The 16,014-nt window shown below is 52.5% G+C and carries 18 protein-coding genes; 14 read left to right on the top strand and 4 right to left on the bottom strand.

Features of this window, described 5'->3' with window-relative positions; translation table 11 throughout:
• Position 1: 1 nt before the first annotated feature.
• Positions 2-490, bottom strand: a complete 489-nt coding sequence (locus tag IPK30_06110; protein ID MBK8102857.1) for a YajQ family cyclic di-GMP-binding protein — start codon at positions 488-490, stop codon at positions 2-4.
• Between the two features lie 90 nt (positions 491-580).
• Between IPK30_06110 and IPK30_06105 the strand changes: the two genes are divergently transcribed.
• The 3 genes from IPK30_06105 to cmoB are packed head-to-tail and all read left to right on the top strand — an operon-like array spanning position 581 to position 3,179.
• Complete coding sequence (locus IPK30_06105; protein MBK8102856.1) at positions 581-1,462, top strand: aldo/keto reductase; 882 nt, start codon at positions 581-583, stop codon at positions 1,460-1,462.
• A gap of 14 nt (positions 1,463-1,476) precedes the next feature.
• Complete coding sequence (gene cmoA / locus IPK30_06100) at positions 1,477-2,193, top strand: carboxy-S-adenosyl-L-methionine synthase CmoA (GenBank protein ID MBK8102855.1); 717 nt, start codon at positions 1,477-1,479, stop codon at positions 2,191-2,193.
• 8 nt (positions 2,194-2,201) lie between these two features.
• The gene (cmoB, locus tag IPK30_06095) at positions 2,202-3,179 is read left to right on the top strand and encodes a tRNA 5-methoxyuridine(34)/uridine 5-oxyacetic acid(34) synthase CmoB (GenBank protein ID MBK8102854.1); all 978 of its coding nucleotides are present in this window, start codon (positions 2,202-2,204) and stop codon (positions 3,177-3,179) included.
• A 13-nt stretch (positions 3,180-3,192) separates the two neighbouring features.
• Here cmoB and IPK30_06090 read toward each other — a convergent pair whose 3' ends face one another.
• Positions 3,193-4,200, bottom strand: a complete 1,008-nt coding sequence (locus tag IPK30_06090) for an inorganic phosphate transporter (protein MBK8102853.1) — start codon at positions 4,198-4,200, stop codon at positions 3,193-3,195.
• A 36-nt stretch (positions 4,201-4,236) separates the two neighbouring features.
• Positions 4,237-4,875, bottom strand: a complete 639-nt coding sequence (locus IPK30_06085; GenBank protein ID MBK8102852.1) for a DUF47 family protein — start codon at positions 4,873-4,875, stop codon at positions 4,237-4,239.
• Between the two features lie 132 nt (positions 4,876-5,007).
• Here IPK30_06085 and IPK30_06080 point away from each other — a divergent pair, with 132 nt between their 5' ends.
• Both IPK30_06080 and IPK30_06075 read left to right on the top strand, forming a co-directional pair.
• Complete coding sequence (locus tag IPK30_06080) at positions 5,008-5,628, top strand: L,D-transpeptidase family protein (protein MBK8102851.1); 621 nt, start codon at positions 5,008-5,010, stop codon at positions 5,626-5,628.
• Positions 5,625-6,554: a L,D-transpeptidase family protein gene (locus IPK30_06075; protein ID MBK8102850.1), complete on the top strand. Its 930-nt coding sequence runs from the start codon at positions 5,625-5,627 to the stop codon at positions 6,552-6,554. Before IPK30_06080 ends, IPK30_06075 begins: the two co-directional genes overlap by 4 nt.
• Before the next feature lie 101 nt (positions 6,555-6,655).
• Here the strand turns inward: IPK30_06075 and IPK30_06070 are convergent, their stop codons facing one another.
• On the bottom strand, positions 6,656-6,895 hold the full coding sequence (locus IPK30_06070) for a hypothetical protein (protein ID MBK8102849.1): 240 nt from the start codon (positions 6,893-6,895) through the stop codon (positions 6,656-6,658).
• A 225-nt stretch (positions 6,896-7,120) separates the two neighbouring features.
• Between IPK30_06070 and pcnB the strand changes: the two genes are divergently transcribed.
• Genes pcnB through IPK30_06025 form a run of 9 tightly spaced genes read left to right on the top strand, consistent with a single transcriptional unit; the run spans position 7,121 to position 15,996 of the window.
• Positions 7,121-8,515 (top strand): polynucleotide adenylyltransferase PcnB, encoded by a 1,395-nt coding sequence (gene pcnB, locus IPK30_06065; GenBank protein ID MBK8102848.1) that lies wholly within the window; start codon positions 7,121-7,123, stop codon positions 8,513-8,515.
• A gap of 33 nt (positions 8,516-8,548) precedes the next feature.
• Positions 8,549-9,028 carry a 2-amino-4-hydroxy-6-hydroxymethyldihydropteridine diphosphokinase gene (gene folK / locus IPK30_06060; protein MBK8102847.1) on the top strand — a complete coding sequence of 160 codons (480 nt, stop codon included), beginning with the start codon at positions 8,549-8,551 and terminating at the stop codon, positions 9,026-9,028.
• Positions 9,025-9,708 carry a deoxynucleoside kinase gene (locus IPK30_06055; protein ID MBK8102846.1) on the top strand — a complete coding sequence of 228 codons (684 nt, stop codon included), beginning with the start codon at positions 9,025-9,027 and terminating at the stop codon, positions 9,706-9,708. Before folK ends, IPK30_06055 begins: the two co-directional genes overlap by 4 nt.
• A gap of 19 nt (positions 9,709-9,727) precedes the next feature.
• Positions 9,728-10,522 (top strand): 3-methyl-2-oxobutanoate hydroxymethyltransferase, encoded by a 795-nt coding sequence (gene panB / locus IPK30_06050; GenBank protein ID MBK8102845.1) that lies wholly within the window; start codon positions 9,728-9,730, stop codon positions 10,520-10,522.
• A gap of 8 nt (positions 10,523-10,530) precedes the next feature.
• A complete protein-coding gene (gene gmk / locus IPK30_06045; GenBank protein MBK8102844.1) occupies positions 10,531-11,148 on the top strand; it encodes a guanylate kinase in 618 nt (205 codons plus the stop codon).
• 49 nt (positions 11,149-11,197) lie between these two features.
• Positions 11,198-11,836, top strand: a complete 639-nt coding sequence (locus IPK30_06040; protein ID MBK8102843.1) for a TetR/AcrR family transcriptional regulator — start codon at positions 11,198-11,200, stop codon at positions 11,834-11,836.
• Positions 11,833-13,914, top strand: coding sequence for a DUF4445 domain-containing protein (locus IPK30_06035; GenBank protein MBK8102842.1), 2,082 nt, complete (start codon positions 11,833-11,835; stop codon positions 13,912-13,914). Before IPK30_06040 ends, IPK30_06035 begins: the two co-directional genes overlap by 4 nt.
• Before the next feature lie 34 nt (positions 13,915-13,948).
• Positions 13,949-14,608 (top strand): cobalamin-dependent protein, encoded by a 660-nt coding sequence (locus IPK30_06030; GenBank protein ID MBK8102841.1) that lies wholly within the window; start codon positions 13,949-13,951, stop codon positions 14,606-14,608.
• On the top strand, positions 14,608-15,996 hold the full coding sequence (locus tag IPK30_06025) for a monomethylamine:corrinoid methyltransferase (protein MBK8102840.1): 1,389 nt from the start codon (positions 14,608-14,610) through the stop codon (positions 15,994-15,996). Before IPK30_06030 ends, IPK30_06025 begins: the two co-directional genes overlap by 1 nt.
• Positions 15,997-16,014 lie beyond the last annotated feature (18 nt).

Genomic DNA, 16,014 nt, shown 5'->3' with positions numbered 1-16,014 from the left:
ATCAATCGCGAAAATTATTAAATTGCAGCGGCATGGCAATCGTTTCCTTTTCGCTGCGCAAGAAGGCAATCACTTCCTGCAGGTCGTCGCGTTTTTTTCCGGTCACGCGCACTTGTTCACCTTGAATGGCAGCCTGCACTTTCAGCTTGCTGTCTTTAATCATTTTGATGATTTTTTTCGCCAGTTCTTGCTCGATACCTTCACGCAGCAACACCACTTGCTTCACGGTTTTGCCACTGTGCTCAATATCTTTTTCTTGCATGCAAGCCAGATCAATGCCGGCTTTCACGAGTGTTTGGCGCAAAATATCCAGCATTTGCTGAATTTGAATATCCGCTTCGGCGCGCATCGTCACCGCTTTATCGGCGTATTCAAAGCGCGCGTCCACGCCTTTGAAATCAAAACGGTTGGCGACCACGCGATTGGATTGGTCGATGGCATTGGTCACTTGGTGTTTATCTAACTCGGACACCACATCAAAAGACGGCATAAGTACCTCAATAAAAACAACAAAACGCACCGAAGTTTACAACAGCTAGCATTGGTTCAATAATGTTTTCCCGCTTTCTGGTAGCCCGCCATGCAATATCGCCGTCTAGGCAAGACTTCGTTACAGGTATCCGCTGTTGGCATTGGCACTTGGCAGCTCGGCAATCACTGGGGCAAAAGTTTCAACCAGCCGGAGGTCAACGATATTTTTGCCAAGGGTGCCGAACTGGGCATCAACCTCGTCGATACCGCCGAGTGCTACGGTCACCATGTGTCGGAAGCGTTTATTGGTGAGGCGCTAAAAAATACGCGTGGGCACTGGATCATCGCCACCAAATTTGGCCATCACCGCGCCAGCGATGCGCCGCCAGAAACACACTGGCAACCGGAATCGGTGTTGCAACAATTGGAAGCCTCGTTGCGCGCCCTGCAAACGGATTACATCGACATCTATCAATTTCACTCCGGCACCCGTGAACAACTCGACAACGATGCGCTGTGGACAATGCTGAATAAGCAAGTGCAAGCCGGAAAAATTCGACACCTCGGCATTTCAATCGGGCAGCCGAATCAGTTGTACCAAGTGGAACGCGCCACTGCGCTCGGCGTTTCTGTGATTCAAACCATTTACAACGCGATTAACAGCAAAGCTGCTGACGCCGTGCTGCCCTCTTGCCTGCGACAAGACCTCGGCGTGCTGGCGCGCGTGCCGCTAGCCAGCGGTTTTTTATCTGGAAAATATCAACCGGATGCAAAATTCCCTGACAACGATGTGCGAGCCGACCGCAAACCGGAAGTGAACGCGCAACAAATTGCACAAGCGCTGCAAGTCTTGCAGCAGGTGCCGACGGGTGTGGATCCAGCGAGTTGGGCTTGCTCTTGGTGTTTGCAACATCCCGCCATCAGTAGCGTGATTCCTGGCATCAAATCCATTGAACAATTAGTCATCAATGCCGCTGGCGCTGATTTATAAAAGACAAAAATTTTATGCGCGACAATATTTACGCTAACCATTTAGACAATATCGCTGGTTTTCGTTTTGACGAATCTGTGGCTGCCGTGTTTCCAGATATGCTGCAACGATCTATCCCTGGCTACAGCAATATCATCACCATGACGGGCTTGCTCGCCGCGCGCCACGCACAAGATCACACGCGCTGTTACGACCTCGGCTGCTCGCTAGGCGCATCCACACTGGCCATGATGAACAATCTGCAAGGTCGGCCGATAGAATTTATTGCCGTCGATAATTCCACAGCGATGCTGGATCGCTGCCAAGAAATATTTTCCGATCAAACTGCACGCTATCAATTGCTCAACAACAACCTGCAGGATATTGAAATTAGCAACGCCAGTATGGTTGTTTTAAATTTCACGCTGCAATTTGTGCCACAGCAGGATAGAGAGCGCGTGATAAAAAATATTTATGGTGGTCTATTACCAGGCGCCGCCTTAGTGTTGTCAGAAAAAATCTGTTTTGATAATCCCGCCATGCAACAGCTCACCACGGATTTGTACCACGATTTTAAAATGATCAATGGCTATTCAGCGCTGGAAGTGAGCCAAAAACGCACGGCGCTGGAAAATGTACTCATTCCTGAAACAACGACCGCGCATGAGGCGCGTTTGCGTGCGGCGGGCTTTCGCAATATCGGCGTGTGGTTTCAGTGCTTCAATTTTATTTCGCTGGTGGCGATCAAGTGACAACACGCATTACCACACCAAATTACACCCCGTTATTTTCTCGCCTGCAAAACACAGCGTTGGCACCGTGGCTGGAGACTCTGCCTGCCACGATTGAACGCCACTTCAACCGCGAGCGCTGGGGCGATTTGCCGCGCTGGTTAGATTGCATTGCGCAGCTGCCTGTTTTGGAGCCAGAAAGTATCTGTCTTGATGCCGATATCGTTTCTTTTCGCGCAAAAAATTCTCTGAGCGATACCGAAAAATTGCACATAGAAACCGCACTGCGCGGTCTGCATCCGTGGCGCAAAGGCCCATTCAATATCGCAGATATTTTTATCGACACTGAGTGGCGTTCGGATTGGAAGTGGCAACGCCTTGCGCCGCATATTGCGCCACTGCAAGGCAAAACGGTGTTGGATGTCGGTTGCGGCAGTGGCTATCACGCATGGCGCATGCGCGGTGCGGGTGCCGAATTGGTGATCGGTATTGAGCCTTCACCATTGTTTGTGGTGCAGTACTGGGCGCTGCAACATTTTTTGCAAAATGATGGCGTGTTTGTAGTGCCCGCAGCTTGCGAAGATTTACCGCCCAACCTGCAAGCTTTTGATACGGTGTTTTCTATGGGCGTGCTCTACCACCGCCGTTCACCCATGGATCACCTGTTGGAATTAAAACAGTTGATCAAACCGGGCGGGCAATTAGTGTTGGAAACACTGGTGATAGACGGCGATGAAAATGCCGTGCTGGTGCCGGAAGGACGCTACGGACGCATGGGCAATGTATGGTTTATTCCAAGCACAGCTGCATTGGAAAATTGGTTAAAAAAAATGCGCTTTAACGATGTGCGCGTGGTCGATGTTTGCCAAACCACCACCCAAGAACAGCGCAGTACGGATTGGATGCGTTTTCAATCACTGAGCGACTTTCTCGACCCCAATGACAGCAACAAAACTATCGAGGGCTATCCAGCACCGCGCCGCACCATTTTTACCGCAACGGTTTAGCGCGCAACACGCATCAAAGAAACAACTTGCCGATAAACCAGAAAATAGCGGCGATCAATGCACTGCAAGGAATGGTCAGAATCCACGCCCACACGATAGTGCCAGCAACACCCCAACGCACGGCAGAAACTTTTCGATTTGCGCCTACGCCAACAATTGCGCCAGTGATGGTGTGAGTTGTCGAAACGGGAATGCCCAGCGATGTGGCAACAAATAACATGCTGGCACCCGCTGTCTGCGCCGCGAAGCCACCGACAGGGCTGAGTTTGGTGATTTTTTGCCCCATCAAGCGAATGATGCGCCAACCACCAAACGCGGTTCCCAAACCAATAGCGGAATAACAAACCAACACAACCCAATACGGCACATGCTCATCGGCACTTGTTGCACCGGCCGCAATCAATAACATCCAAATGATACCAATCGTTTTCTGCGCATCATTACCGCCGTGGCCCAACGCATAAGCGGATGCAGAAATTAACTGCAAACGACGCGACCAATTTTCAACGCGGCGCGGTGTTTGGCTGCGAAACGCCCAACTGATTATCAGCATCAACAAACCGCCAAGCAGCATTCCAACCAGCGGCGAGATCACAATAAATGCGACCGTTTTCATAATCCCGCTCATGATTAGTGCGCCAGGACCCGCTTTAATCAACGCAGCGCCAATCAAGCCGCCAATAAGTGCATGCGAAGACGACGAAGGAATGCCGTAATACCAAGTGATAACATTCCACGCAATCGCACCAGCTAATGCGCCAAACACCACATAGTGATCCACAATGCCAGGGTCAATAGTGCCTTTACCCACCATGGCCGCTACTTTCAAATGGAACACAAAAATAGCAATAAAGTTAAAGAAAGTCGCCATCATCACCGCATGGTGTGGCTTTAATACACGCGTAGATACAACAGTGGCGATTGCATTAGCGGCATCATGAAAACCATTCATGAAATCGAAAACTAACGCCAACGCCACTAAAAAGGCTAAGACACCAAACGATATGGTTAACTGATCCATAATAAGCGGCTGCTTTTAGTAAATTTGTCGGATATATCAGGAATTTTCGAGAACAATTTCTTCAAGGACGGTAGCCACATTTTTGCAGCAATCTGTCACCGTCTCCAACAACTCGTAAATTGCTTTCAGCTTAATCAACTCGCGCACATCCGGCTCTTCACGAAACAGTTTCGACATGGCATCGCGCAACACCACATCGGCTTCCGATTCCAGTTTGTTAATTTCTTTGCACGCTTCCAAAATCGCAGGGCCGTTGTCCATGTTGTGCAACATACCGACAGCCGTCTCCAGTTTTTGACATGAAGCGCGAATAATTTCTGCAAAACGAATGGCGTGTGGCGTAGCGTGATTGATATCGTAAGTGGTGACCGTGCCCGCTGCGTCTTGCATGGTGTCGAGCACATCATCCAGATTTTTCATCAACACATGGATTTCATCACGATCCAGCGGCGTAATAAATGTGGTGTGCAGCATCGTCATTGCATCATCGACAATTTCATCAGCGCGCTCTTCGATGGCATCGAGATTATCCGCATGCGCAGCTGCTGCCGCCTGAGACTGATTCAATGCAGCCATCACAGCAACTAAGGCATCGGCTCCGCGCACGATCTCCTTGGTGTGTGCATTAAATAAATCAAAGAACTTCACTTCACGCGGAATAAAACGACCAAACATAGGACACCAGAGCCGATCTCAAGGGGGCGGCAAGGATACCTGTTCTGGCAATACCATGACAGTCTGTGCGACAATCGCGCGCGCCTTGATAATAGCGGGTTACGAATCCTATCCGCCTAGCTAGAGCACCCAATGACGGCAACCAACCTGCCTGCCACGAACACACCTCATCGATTCATGATTTCACTACGCAACTATCGCTCCCTGCTCCTTTTATTGTCTGTGTCACTCATTCCTATTACTGGGTGTGAATCCGTCTCCGGCTGGTATCGACATAAAAAGGCTTCTCCACAAAAGATCGTACGCCAGCTGCCACAGGCACCGTCAAAAAACATTGACCGTGCCGTTATTGAAAAAGGCAAGCGCACGCTGACGGTCTATGCCGGCAACCAAGTGGTGGCCTCCTACCGCATCGCACTGGGTCGAGAACCAGCAGGTGCAAAGAACTGCGAAGGGGATTACAAAACACCAGAAGGGCGTTACAAGATTGTGGCGCAAAACCCCAATTCACGCTTCTATCGCTCGCTGATGTTGGACTACCCCAATGCCCACGATATTGCCGTTGCCAAGCAACGAAAATGCAGTCCCGGCGGTCTTATTGCTATCCACGGTCTTGAAAATGGCTTTGAATGGGTAGGCCGCACACACAGCTCCGTGGACTGGACCAACGGCTGCGTCGCTGTCACCAATCAGGAAATGGATCGCCTGTGGAAAATCATGCCTATCGGCACTCCTGTTGAGATACATCCATGAAAATCTGTCACGCCCTCGCCACCCTAACACTCGGCCTCACTGCCACCAGTGCATTGCACGCCACCACTTTCTCCCTGCCACAAGGCAATGACGATCTCGTCGGCAAAGAAGAGCGCATCACTGCTGGACGCAAAGACACCTTGATTGATCTCGGTCGTTTACACGGCTTTGGCTATGACGAGATTTCCGCTGCCAACCCTGGCATCGACCCGTGGATGCCGCCCGACGGCTCTACCATTACCCTGCCACACGCGCACATCCTGCCGGATGCGCCGCGCACCGGTATCGTAATCAATACCGCAGAAATGCGTTTGTACTACTTCCCCAAAGCCACGAATACGGTAGAAACCTTTCCGGTAAGTGTCGGCCGCACCGACTGGAACACACCGCTGGTCACTACGCGCATTGCACGCAAGGCGGCCAACCCCACTTGGTATCCACCTGCTTCTATCCGCCAAGAGCATTTGCAAAAAGGTGATCCGCTGCCCGCTGTGGTGCCGCCTGGCCCTGACAACCCGCTGGGCAAATACGCTCTCTATCTAGGCGTGCCCGGCTATTTATTGCACGGCACAAACAATGAGTTTGGTGTCGGTATGCAGGTGACACACGGCTGCATGCGACTTTATGCGCCAGATGTTGAACGCCTGTTTCAAAATGTGCCGGTAGGCACGGCAGTGCGCATCGTTAATCAGCCTTATAAAGTCGGCTGGCGTGATGGCGTACTCTATGTTGAGGTGCATTCTTTGGAAGATGGCGCGCCGGCTCATCAAGCAGTCAGCCCCACCACTTTGAAGCAGCTGGTGCAGCAACAAACAGCGGATCTCTCGGAATACCCAGTGAACTGGGACACGGTAGAACAGGCACGCATTGAGGCGACAGGTCTGCCTGTGCCAGTCGGCCCCAAAGTGACCATCGTCGAACAATAACCCTGCCCCAATAAAAAACCCGCTAGCGTTTCACAACGCATAGCGGGCTTCTCGCCAAGCCACTAAGAGTTACCCCTTAGCAGCCTGTCTGTGCACAAAACTTATTTGTACATAGATTTTCTGAAGGCGCGGTCGATCTTGGTGTTTGCATCAGTAGCCAATTGCTTAGCTTCGTCAGCAGTAGCTTGCGCAGCAGCAGCAGCAGACTTCGCTTCGTCAGCAGTTTGCTGAGCAGCAGCAGCTTCTTCACGCACTTTTTCCAAGTCGCCGTTGCTTGCGCAGCCAGCAGCCAGAACGAGAGTTGCAGCAACAACAGATGCTTTCAACAGAGTAGTTTTCATTAGAGACTCCATGGGTTTATCAATTGATGTTTAAGGCAGGATCTTCATTAATCCTCCCTGCCAATGAGGACGACGCTAGCCTAGCACAATCTTTTTTCCGCTTGTACTACCCAGCACAACAATTTCCCTGCGTCGGCGCGTTCCACCACCCATTCCTCACGAAGACAGAAGTAGCCCTGTGCTACACTGCGTCGCAACTTGAGCCCTTACTCGACCCTCATCGCAATGCTCGATTGGATCAAAAATCGCATTTCTAGCGCACAAACTTCTAGCGCCAGAGGAAAGGCAAAGCCTAAGAAGCCAAAGAAATTTTGTGTCACCGTGGTTCCCCCACAACAACATGGCATCTCTGAACAAAAAATAAACAGTCACGCCCTGCAAGTTATTCACCGTCTACAAGAAGCGGGCTACGACGCGCACATCGTCGGTGGCAGTGTGCGTGATTTGTTACTCGGTATGCGCCCGAAAGATTTCGATGTCGCTACCAGCGCCACGCCAGAACAAGTGCGGCAAGTGTTTCGCCATTCGCGCATCATCGGCCGCCGCTTTCGCATCGTGCATGTGTTGTTTGGGCGTGAAGTGATTGAAGTCACCACCTTTCGTGGCCACCACAGCAATGCGTCCAGTGGCAAAGAAGCCATCGCACACGACAGCGGTTTGCTGCTGCGCGACAATGTTTACGGCAGCATCGAAGAAGATGCAATTCGCCGCGACTTTACCGTCAACGCGCTGTATTACGGCAACGACCACCAGATCCGCGATTTCTGCGACGGTCTGCGCGATATCGAAAAACGCCGCATCCATATCATCGGCGACCCCGACACGCGCTACCGTGAAGATCCTGTGCGCATGCTGCGCGCCGTTAGGTTAGCCGCCAAATTAGATTTCACGATCGAGAAAAATACTGCTGCACCGATTGCACAGTTAGCGCCATTGCTGCGCGATATCTCCAACGCTCGTCTATTCGATGAAATGAACAAACTGTTCATGAATGGATATGCGGTTAAAACCTTTGAACTGATGGTTCAGCACCGTTTATTCCATGTTTTGTTTCCAAGCGCCACGCGACATTTTGAGGCGGGCAATTACACGGATCGTTTGATACGCCAAGCACTTGCCAATACCGATACACGCATTCGCAATGACCAACGCGTCACGCCCGCGTTTCTTTATGCAGCACTGCTGTGGCCCGCACTGCAACAAGAGCAGCAGCGCGAGCAAAATAACGGGCTGCATCCTCATGCTGCGCTACAAAAAGTCATCCCCAAAGTGATCGGCGAACAAACACGATTGATTGGTATCCCGCGTCGCTTCACGCTGCCGATGCAAGAAATTTGGGAATTGCAATGGCAGTTGCCACGCCGACAAGGTGGCCGCGCCGACAAACTGTTGGAGCACCCGCGCTTCCGCGCGGCTTACGATTTTTTGCTGCTGCGCGAACAAGCCGGTGAGGAACTGCAAGAACTGGGGTCGTGGTGGACGCAATACCAAAACGCTTCTCTCGAAGAACGCGAACAACTGCGTCAAAACTTGCAAAAAAACGAAAGTGGCGTGACACGCAACAACCGCCGACGGCGCAACAACCGCTCGCGCAGCGCGAACAAACCCACCGCGCATTGATGGTATGACGCACGAGGCTGTAGCTTATGGGGCATTGGCAGCAATTTGGCCGAGCCTCTGCAGCAAGTGCAGCGCGCTGTGGCTGCGTTGGAGAAACTTCCCTCTGTTGATCTACTCGCTGTATCACCTTGGTACGGCAGCCATCCTGTCGGTGGCCCTGCTGATCAACCGGATTACATCAACGGCGTGGCCCACCTGAAAACCTCACTGCAGCCACACGCACTGTTGGATGCACTGCAAGCCATTGAACACCAGCAACAACGCGTACGCCGTGAACGCTGGGGCGCACGCACACTGGATCTGGATTTATTGCTGTATGACAACGAGTGCATGCAGGATGATCGTTTAACGCTACCGCATCCACGCCTGCACGAGCGCGCCTTTGTGCTCGTGCCGCTCGCCGATATTGCACCGCAACTCACGCTTCCCAACGGGTGTCGTGTTGCGTCATTATTGCCCGCACTATCCACCGAGGGATTGTGGCCGTTGTCACATTCTGATGTTAAAAAATGACCGACGATCCGTTTGACAACCTGCATTTTGATTTTGAAGGCCGCACACTGCCGCGCTTTGTCGCGGTAGAGGGCAATATCGGCGTGGGAAAAACCACGCTCGCCAAACGCCTCGCCAGCACTTTCAATTACCAAACATTGTTGGAAGCCGCGGAAGAAAATCCGTTTCTTGAACGCTTCTATCAAGATCGCCGCCACAACGCCCTGCCGACACAATTGCATTTTCTGTTTCAGCGCAGTCAGCAATTTAAAGAACTGCGACAAGACGATATGTTTTCACCGCTGCGCGTTGCTGATTTTCTGTTGGAAAAAGATCCGCTGTTTGCGCGCGTCACACTTGGCGATGACGAATACAGCCTCTACAGAAAAGTGTACGACCAACTAATCCACGAAGTGCCAAAACCGGATTTGGTGGTGTATCTGCAAGCGCCGATAGATGTATTGATGAAGCGCGTCAAACAGCGCGGCATCGCTGCCGAGCAGCGCATCGATCAAGATTATTTGCAACAATTGAACGAAGCCTACACGCAGTTCTTTCACTACTACAACGACGCACCGCTGTTGATTGTGAACGCCGCAGAAATTGATTTGGCAAACAATCCGCAGCATTACCGCACGCTGGTGGAATACATGCTGACCATTCGCAACGGCCGCCACTACTACAACCCATCCACGCTTTGAATTTGATTGAGCCGCATTGATGAGAACTGTCACCGTCAATACTTTGCAAACGATGAAACAAGATGGCGAAAAATTTGCCGTGCTTGCTGCTTACGATGCCACATTTGCGCATTTCATCAGCGAAGCCGAAGTGGAAGTGATTTTGGTAGGCGATTCACTGGGCATGGTGGTGCAAGGTCACGACACCACATTGCCCGTAACGATAGAACAAATCGCCTATCACACCGCCGCTGTTAAACGCGGCGCCAAGCGTTCGCTCATCATGTCGGATATGCCGTTCATGAGTTACAGCGACACCAACACCGCGCTACTCAATGCAACCACACTGATGCAAGCCGGCGCACAGATGGTAAAAATGGAAGGTGGCGAGTGGTTGGCTGATACATTTTTTCGCATGTCGCAGCACGGTATTCCCACCTGCGCGCATCTCGGTTTAACGCCGCAGTCTGTCAATAAATTTGGCGGCTATCGCGTGCAGGGGCGCGATACCGATCAAGCACAACAAATACTCAGCGACGCAAAAATATTGGAACAGGCCGGCGCAGATTTATTGGTGTTGGAATGCGTGCCCACACCGCTAGCCACAGAAATTACGCGCACATTACATATTCCTGTCATTGGCATTGGCGCAGGTCCACACACCGACGCGCAAGTTTTGGTGCTGTATGACATGCTCGGCCTCACGCCCAGTCGCGCACCGAAATTCACCAAAAACTTTTTACTCGATCATGAGGACATACCCGCTGCATTGCGCGCGTATGTTGAGGAAGTGAAAAGTGGTAGCTTCCCCGCCGATGAACATAGTTTTCGTTAGGAATCCTTATGCAGCGACGCGGCATTCTCTACACAGTTTTCGCGCCATCAGGCGCTGGCAAAACCAGTTTGGTCAAAGCACTGCTGGATCAAAGACCGGAACTCACGGTGTCGATTTCTCACACCACGCGCCCACAGCGCCCCGGCGAAGTGGATGGCGTGAACTACCACTTCACTGATCGCGCAACCTTTACGGCAATGATCGAGCGCGGTGAGTTTCTGGAACAGGCCGAAGTGTTCGGCAACTTGTACGGCACCTCACAACAATGGGTACAACAAACACTGCTCAGTGGGCGTGATGTGATTCTGGAAATTGACTGGCAGGGCGCGCAGCAAATTCGTCGCTTGATGCCGGACAACATCGGCATCTTTATTTTGCCGCCCTCTATCGAGGTGCTGCTGCACCGCCTCAACGCACGCGGGCAGGATTATGAGGTGGTGATTCAGCGTCGCATGGCACAAGCGCGTGATGAACTCAGCCACTACACCGAAGCCGATTTCTTGGTGGTGAATGACCAGTTCGACAAAGCTCTTGCTGATCTCGTTGCCATTGTCCGCTCGCAACCACTGCGTTTGGATGAACAGCTCAACACCCTAGAATCGATGTTGCAGCAGTTGTTGTCCTGAGCCAGCCCTGTCAGTTGCAACAAAACTTACTCACGAGTAAGCTACTTGCATGTCAGTAAGTTCTGTAACCCCGCTCCCCCGCCGCACCACCCTCAAGGCGGACGAAACACGCGAGTTGATACTCGGCGCGGCGGAGCTGCGTTTTGCTGCTACCGGCTTTTATCCCACGCGCTTAGAAGACATTGCAGAAGATGTGGGCATCACGCGCACAGCGGTGATCTATCACTTCCAAGATAAAGAAACGCTCTACAACGCGGTGTTGGAGAAGCTGTTTACCCAGCTCAATGACCGCATCAGCGCGGCCTTGGATTCCTCGCTCGACCTGCCCGCCCGCGTAGAAGCGGCCGTGGAAGCGTGGTTAGACTTTGCCGGTGCACGCCCCACCCTGATGCGCCTCTTTATGCGCGAGGTAGCTGGCTCCGAGGGCGGGCTGCGCCCTGAAGTACAGCAGTTTGTCGACCCCATGTTCGCCCGTTTGGTAGGCACACTGGATGAAGGCTGCCGCACTAACACCTTCCGTGCCATCGACCCCGTGCAGTTTTGGTCGATCCTCGCCGGCGCGTCGATGTTCTTCATTATGGACGCACCCCTGCTGGCCAACGCTGAAACCGTGGCACGGCTGGACACCTATAAACAGGAACTGAAGCGCGTGGCACGCTATATGCTCGGCACAGGAGAAACGGCATGAGCGCCGTCGAAAAATTTGATGTGCTGTTTCTGCCCTCCGGCCAGAAAGGGCAGTTTGCCGCGGGCACGCCCCTGCTCACCGCTGCGCGCGAATTGGGCGTGGGCATTGAATCCATCTGCGGCGGCACTGGCACCTGTGCCAAATGCAAATGCCAAGTGCTGGACGGCACTTTTGACGACGAAGGCCACGAGCTGTCGATGGGGCATATGGTCACTGCGGCCACACGCCACGGGCTGCGCTCGCGCGAATCGCATGTGACGCCTGCCAGCGGACACGAACAAAAACTGGCGAAAAAACATCATTACAAAACCGGCGAGCGCCTGAGCTGCCAAACGCGCGTGCTCGGCGATGCTGTGGTGTTTATTCCAGAAGAAGCGCGTGTGCGCGAAGCGATCGTGCGCAAAGCTGCGGGCAAGCCCGTGGCCGTGCGCGACCCCGTCACGCGCAAATATTTTGTCACTGTGCCCGCGCCTACGCTTGAAGATCATCGCGGCGATTGGGAGCGTCTACGCGACGCCTTAAAAGCGGAACACAGCATTGAGGCGCGCATTGATTTCACGGCGCTGAAACAATTAAGCGACATCGCCAAACCGCAACGCGCGAAAGTGATGGAACTCACCGCTACCGTGTGGCAGCAGGATCTCGCACAAGCTGGCGAAGTCGTGCGCATTGAAAATGGCAATACCACCGATAAATGGTTGGGTTTGGCTGTCGATCTCGGCACCACCACCATGGCTTCGTATTTGTGCGATATGCACACCGGCGAAACGCTGGCGACAGAATCATTAATGAATCCGCAAATTCGCATCGGCGGCGACGATGTGATGAACCGCATCGCCGCAAGTGACAATCCAGAAAAACTGGATCGTATGCAAAAAGCGGTCACTAATACGCTGAGTGAACTCGCCGACCGCGTGACACATTCCGTGGGTTGTACTGCTGAAGATATCAGTGAAATCGTGTTGGTGGCCAACACCTGTATGCACCATATTTTTCTCGGCTTGGATCCCGATTCGCTCGGCAAATCGCCCTTCAATCCGCGCATATCACACTCTGTGAATATCAAAGCGCGCGACTTGAAACTGGCACATGTATTGCCGTCGATCAATGTGCATTTGCTCGCCAACCAAGCGGGTTTTGTCGGCGCGGATAACACGGCCGTGGCGATAGCGTTGGAGCCTTACAACTCCGATGACTTGGTGGCGATTGTGGATATCGGCACCAACGGCGAAATTTTGGTGGGCAATCGCGACAAAATTTATTCCACTTCTTGTCCAACAGGGCCCGCATTGGAAGGCGCCAGCATCAAATACGGTGTGCGTGCAGCGCGCGGCGCGATTGAAAAAGTGCGCATCGAAAAAAATTACGATGTGCGCTTCAAAGTGATCGGTAAAGAAGCGTGGAATACGCGTTTAGAAGCCGCTGATATCGGTGCGATTGGTTTGTGCGGCTCTGGCATCATCGATGCTGTGGGTGAGTTATACAAAGCGGGCATCCTTGCCACCAATGGCAAATTCAATATGGAGATAGCCACGCCGCGCTTGCGCCGTGGTGAAGACGGCGATCCCGAATTTGTGATTGCGTGGGCCAATGAAACCGCGCTCGGCCGCGACATCACCATGACCATCGACGACGTGCGCAATGTGCAATTGGCAAAAGCCGCGGTGTATTCCGGCATTCAAGTGCTGCTCGATAAATTGGGGCGCGACAAACCAGAAAAAGTGATACTCGCTGGCGCTTTCGGTTCACACATTGACCTGCGTCGCTCGCTGATGATCGGCCTGTTCCAAGATGTCGGTTTCGAAAATATGCACTCGGTGGGCAATGCCGCCGGTGACGGTGCGCGCATGGCACTGATGAACCGCGCCAAGCGCGAAGAAGCCGAGCACATTGCGCGCCGCATTCACTATGTCGAGCTGACCAACGAAGCGAGCTTTGTGCCGCACTTCGTGGACTCCACGCTATTGCCGCACAAAAAACATGCATTTCCCTCACTAGCGCGCTATGGTATCCAGCCTGCTCCGCCAGCCACGGAAACCCGTCGTCGTCGTCGCGAACGCGCCGTTGCCGAACAATAGAACTATCTCCAAATTAACAATCGAGGAAACCACCATGGATCAAAACGATATTGCAGAAATTGCCGAGCTGATTGCCGATCTCGACGACGAAGCGGCAGAGTTGGTACAAGAATGTCTGGACGCAGGTCTTGATCCTGTATCGGTATTAAAAGACGGCGTTGTCAAAGGTTTGGAAAAAATTGGCCAGTTGTTTGAAGCCAAAGAATACTTTCTCGCTGAATTGATGGTGGGCGGTGAGTTGGCAGAAAACTGCATCAACATCATCAACCCGCATCTGCCCAAATCTGCGGAAGGTGAGCGCCAAGGTGTCGTGGTAATCGGTGCTGTATCCGGCGATTTGCACGATATCGGTTACGGCTTGGTCGCCAAGCAATTAGAACTCGCTGGTTTTGAAGTGCATCAGCTCGGCGTGAATGTGGATTCCATGGCCTTTATCAACGCTGCGAAAGAAAAGAAAGCCAACATCATCGGCTTGTCAGCGTTCTTGGTAACCACCATTCCTAACTGTCGCGATGTCGTGAACTATGTGCGCGACATGGGCCTGCAAGATCAATTCAAAATTGTGATGGGCGGCGCGGAAACTAATCAAGAAAAATCCGACATGATGGGTGCAGACGGTTGGGCGCCTAACGCGATGGAAGCGGTTACCCTTTGCAAAAATATTATGGCAGCACACTTTGGGAGAGCAGCATAATGGCCGGTAAATTGATGGATATCATGGAGTTTCAAAGCCGCGCCGAAACGGGCGAGGTCATTGAGAAATCCAGCAAGTTCGACATTAAATGGTCGCGCACACTGCGCAAAGCCGCCGAAGAATTTGGTGTGAAATACACGCCAGATAGTACCGTGATTTCTGACGAAATTGCTGATGGCGTTTTCAACGCCGCAGTGAAATTGTTGGCAGAGTGCGGCATTTACCACAACAACACTTTCCGTGTGATTGCCTTGACCGAACAAGAAATTCGCGACACGGCAGAGTTTTACAACTCCAATCCGCGCGTTTCAAAATTTGGTGAAGGCGCGGATCGCATCGAATACACCTACCGCAAAGCGTTCGAGAAAAAATTGCCGATTCTTGCCGGCGGTCCTTGCGGTGTTATCGGTGAAGACTGGCACGACCCGTACATCCGTTCTTTTGTAAAAGAAAAAACCAATAAAGCAATGGGGATTACTGGCGGTATTGAAGTGATTCACGGCCACTCCGCCAAAGCGGGTACGCTGTCGGAAATGTATGCCGCGCAGTGGGAGTGTGCAGAGATTCAGCGCATCTGCCGTGAAGAAGGCCGCCCCGGCATGCACCAAGGTTTGTTGTGCACCGCGTCTTCTGCCGCGGCTTCTTTTGCCTGTATTGACGATCACAACCCCGATCGCCGCAAAACTTGGAACACGCAAATCGGTATCCACATCATTCCCGAAATGAAAATCGACTGGAACGCGTTCATGATGGCGAAGTACTGCCAAGATCGCGGCATCGAGCCATGGACATCTTGCGTGTCGCTCACCGGCGCTATCTGCCGCGACGGCGCAGAAACGGCTATCGGTATTGTGTGTAACGCACTCGGTCAGTTGTCTTACGGTCACGGCGGCATGACGCAAATGTTCGCCAACCACTTGGACGGCACTTGGTCCGACCAAGAAACCCAGTGGGCAGTGGCCGCTGCGACGCGCGCGTTTGAACGCCATGTCAAACTGCCTATCGCTTCTGTATGTGCAGGCATGGAACCGTACTGGCGCACTTACGCCGGTATCTGGCAGGCGCAGGCGATGACGGTGTCTAACACCATCAACGGCATGGGTTATGTGTGGATCGGCGGTCACTCCGGTTTGGAAACCCGTTTAGTCGGCGAAGTGATGCAGGCGACTTTGGAAGTTCAAGATCCAAAAGAAGCGGATATCTTGATGAACAAAATCTTCGCCAAGCGCAACGAAGAAACGGCGAAGCACAAGGCGAGCGGTGCTGGCCCGCGCCACTTCAAAGATGCTTACGACTGCGAAAAATGCGAGCCAAAAGCTGAATTGCTGGAAGACTACAACCGTGTCAAACAAGAACTGTATGACATGGGTCTGAAAGCGCTGAAATAAGTTCACACCACAACGAGG

This window comes from Cellvibrionales bacterium (assembly GCA_016713115.1).
In the GTDB taxonomy this organism is placed as follows: domain Bacteria; phylum Pseudomonadota; class Gammaproteobacteria; order Pseudomonadales; family UBA7239; genus UBA7239.
This window is presented reverse-complemented; position numbering and strand designations above follow the sequence as displayed.

Excerpts from the sequence above, each read along its gene's own strand:
- cmoA (MBK8102855.1), top strand. The coding sequence starts at position 1,477 with ATGCGCGACAATATTTACGCTAACCATTTAGACAATATCGCTGGTTTT.
- gmk (MBK8102844.1), top strand. The coding sequence starts at position 10,531 with ATGCAGCGACGCGGCATTCTCTACACAGTTTTCGCGCCATCAGGCGCT.
- IPK30_06085 (MBK8102852.1), bottom strand. The coding sequence starts at position 4,875 with ATGTTTGGTCGTTTTATTCCGCGTGAAGTGAAGTTCTTTGATTTATTT.
- panB (MBK8102845.1), top strand. The coding sequence starts at position 9,728 with ATGAGAACTGTCACCGTCAATACTTTGCAAACGATGAAACAAGATGGC.
- pcnB (MBK8102848.1), top strand. The coding sequence starts at position 7,121 with ATGCTCGATTGGATCAAAAATCGCATTTCTAGCGCACAAACTTCTAGC.
- IPK30_06035 (MBK8102842.1), top strand. The coding sequence starts at position 11,833 with ATGAGCGCCGTCGAAAAATTTGATGTGCTGTTTCTGCCCTCCGGCCAG.
- IPK30_06075 (MBK8102850.1), top strand. The coding sequence starts at position 5,625 with ATGAAAATCTGTCACGCCCTCGCCACCCTAACACTCGGCCTCACTGCC.
- IPK30_06040 (MBK8102843.1), top strand. The coding sequence starts at position 11,198 with ATGTCAGTAAGTTCTGTAACCCCGCTCCCCCGCCGCACCACCCTCAAG.
- IPK30_06055 (MBK8102846.1), top strand. The coding sequence starts at position 9,025 with ATGACCGACGATCCGTTTGACAACCTGCATTTTGATTTTGAAGGCCGC.
- IPK30_06030 (MBK8102841.1), top strand. The coding sequence starts at position 13,949 with ATGGATCAAAACGATATTGCAGAAATTGCCGAGCTGATTGCCGATCTC.
- IPK30_06080 (MBK8102851.1), top strand. The coding sequence starts at position 5,008 with ATGACGGCAACCAACCTGCCTGCCACGAACACACCTCATCGATTCATG.
- IPK30_06105 (MBK8102856.1), top strand. The coding sequence starts at position 581 with ATGCAATATCGCCGTCTAGGCAAGACTTCGTTACAGGTATCCGCTGTT.
- IPK30_06070 (MBK8102849.1), bottom strand. The coding sequence starts at position 6,895 with ATGAAAACTACTCTGTTGAAAGCATCTGTTGTTGCTGCAACTCTCGTT.
- IPK30_06025 (MBK8102840.1), top strand. The coding sequence starts at position 14,608 with ATGGCCGGTAAATTGATGGATATCATGGAGTTTCAAAGCCGCGCCGAA.
- IPK30_06090 (MBK8102853.1), bottom strand. The coding sequence starts at position 4,200 with ATGGATCAGTTAACCATATCGTTTGGTGTCTTAGCCTTTTTAGTGGCG.
- IPK30_06110 (MBK8102857.1), bottom strand. The coding sequence starts at position 490 with ATGCCGTCTTTTGATGTGGTGTCCGAGTTAGATAAACACCAAGTGACC.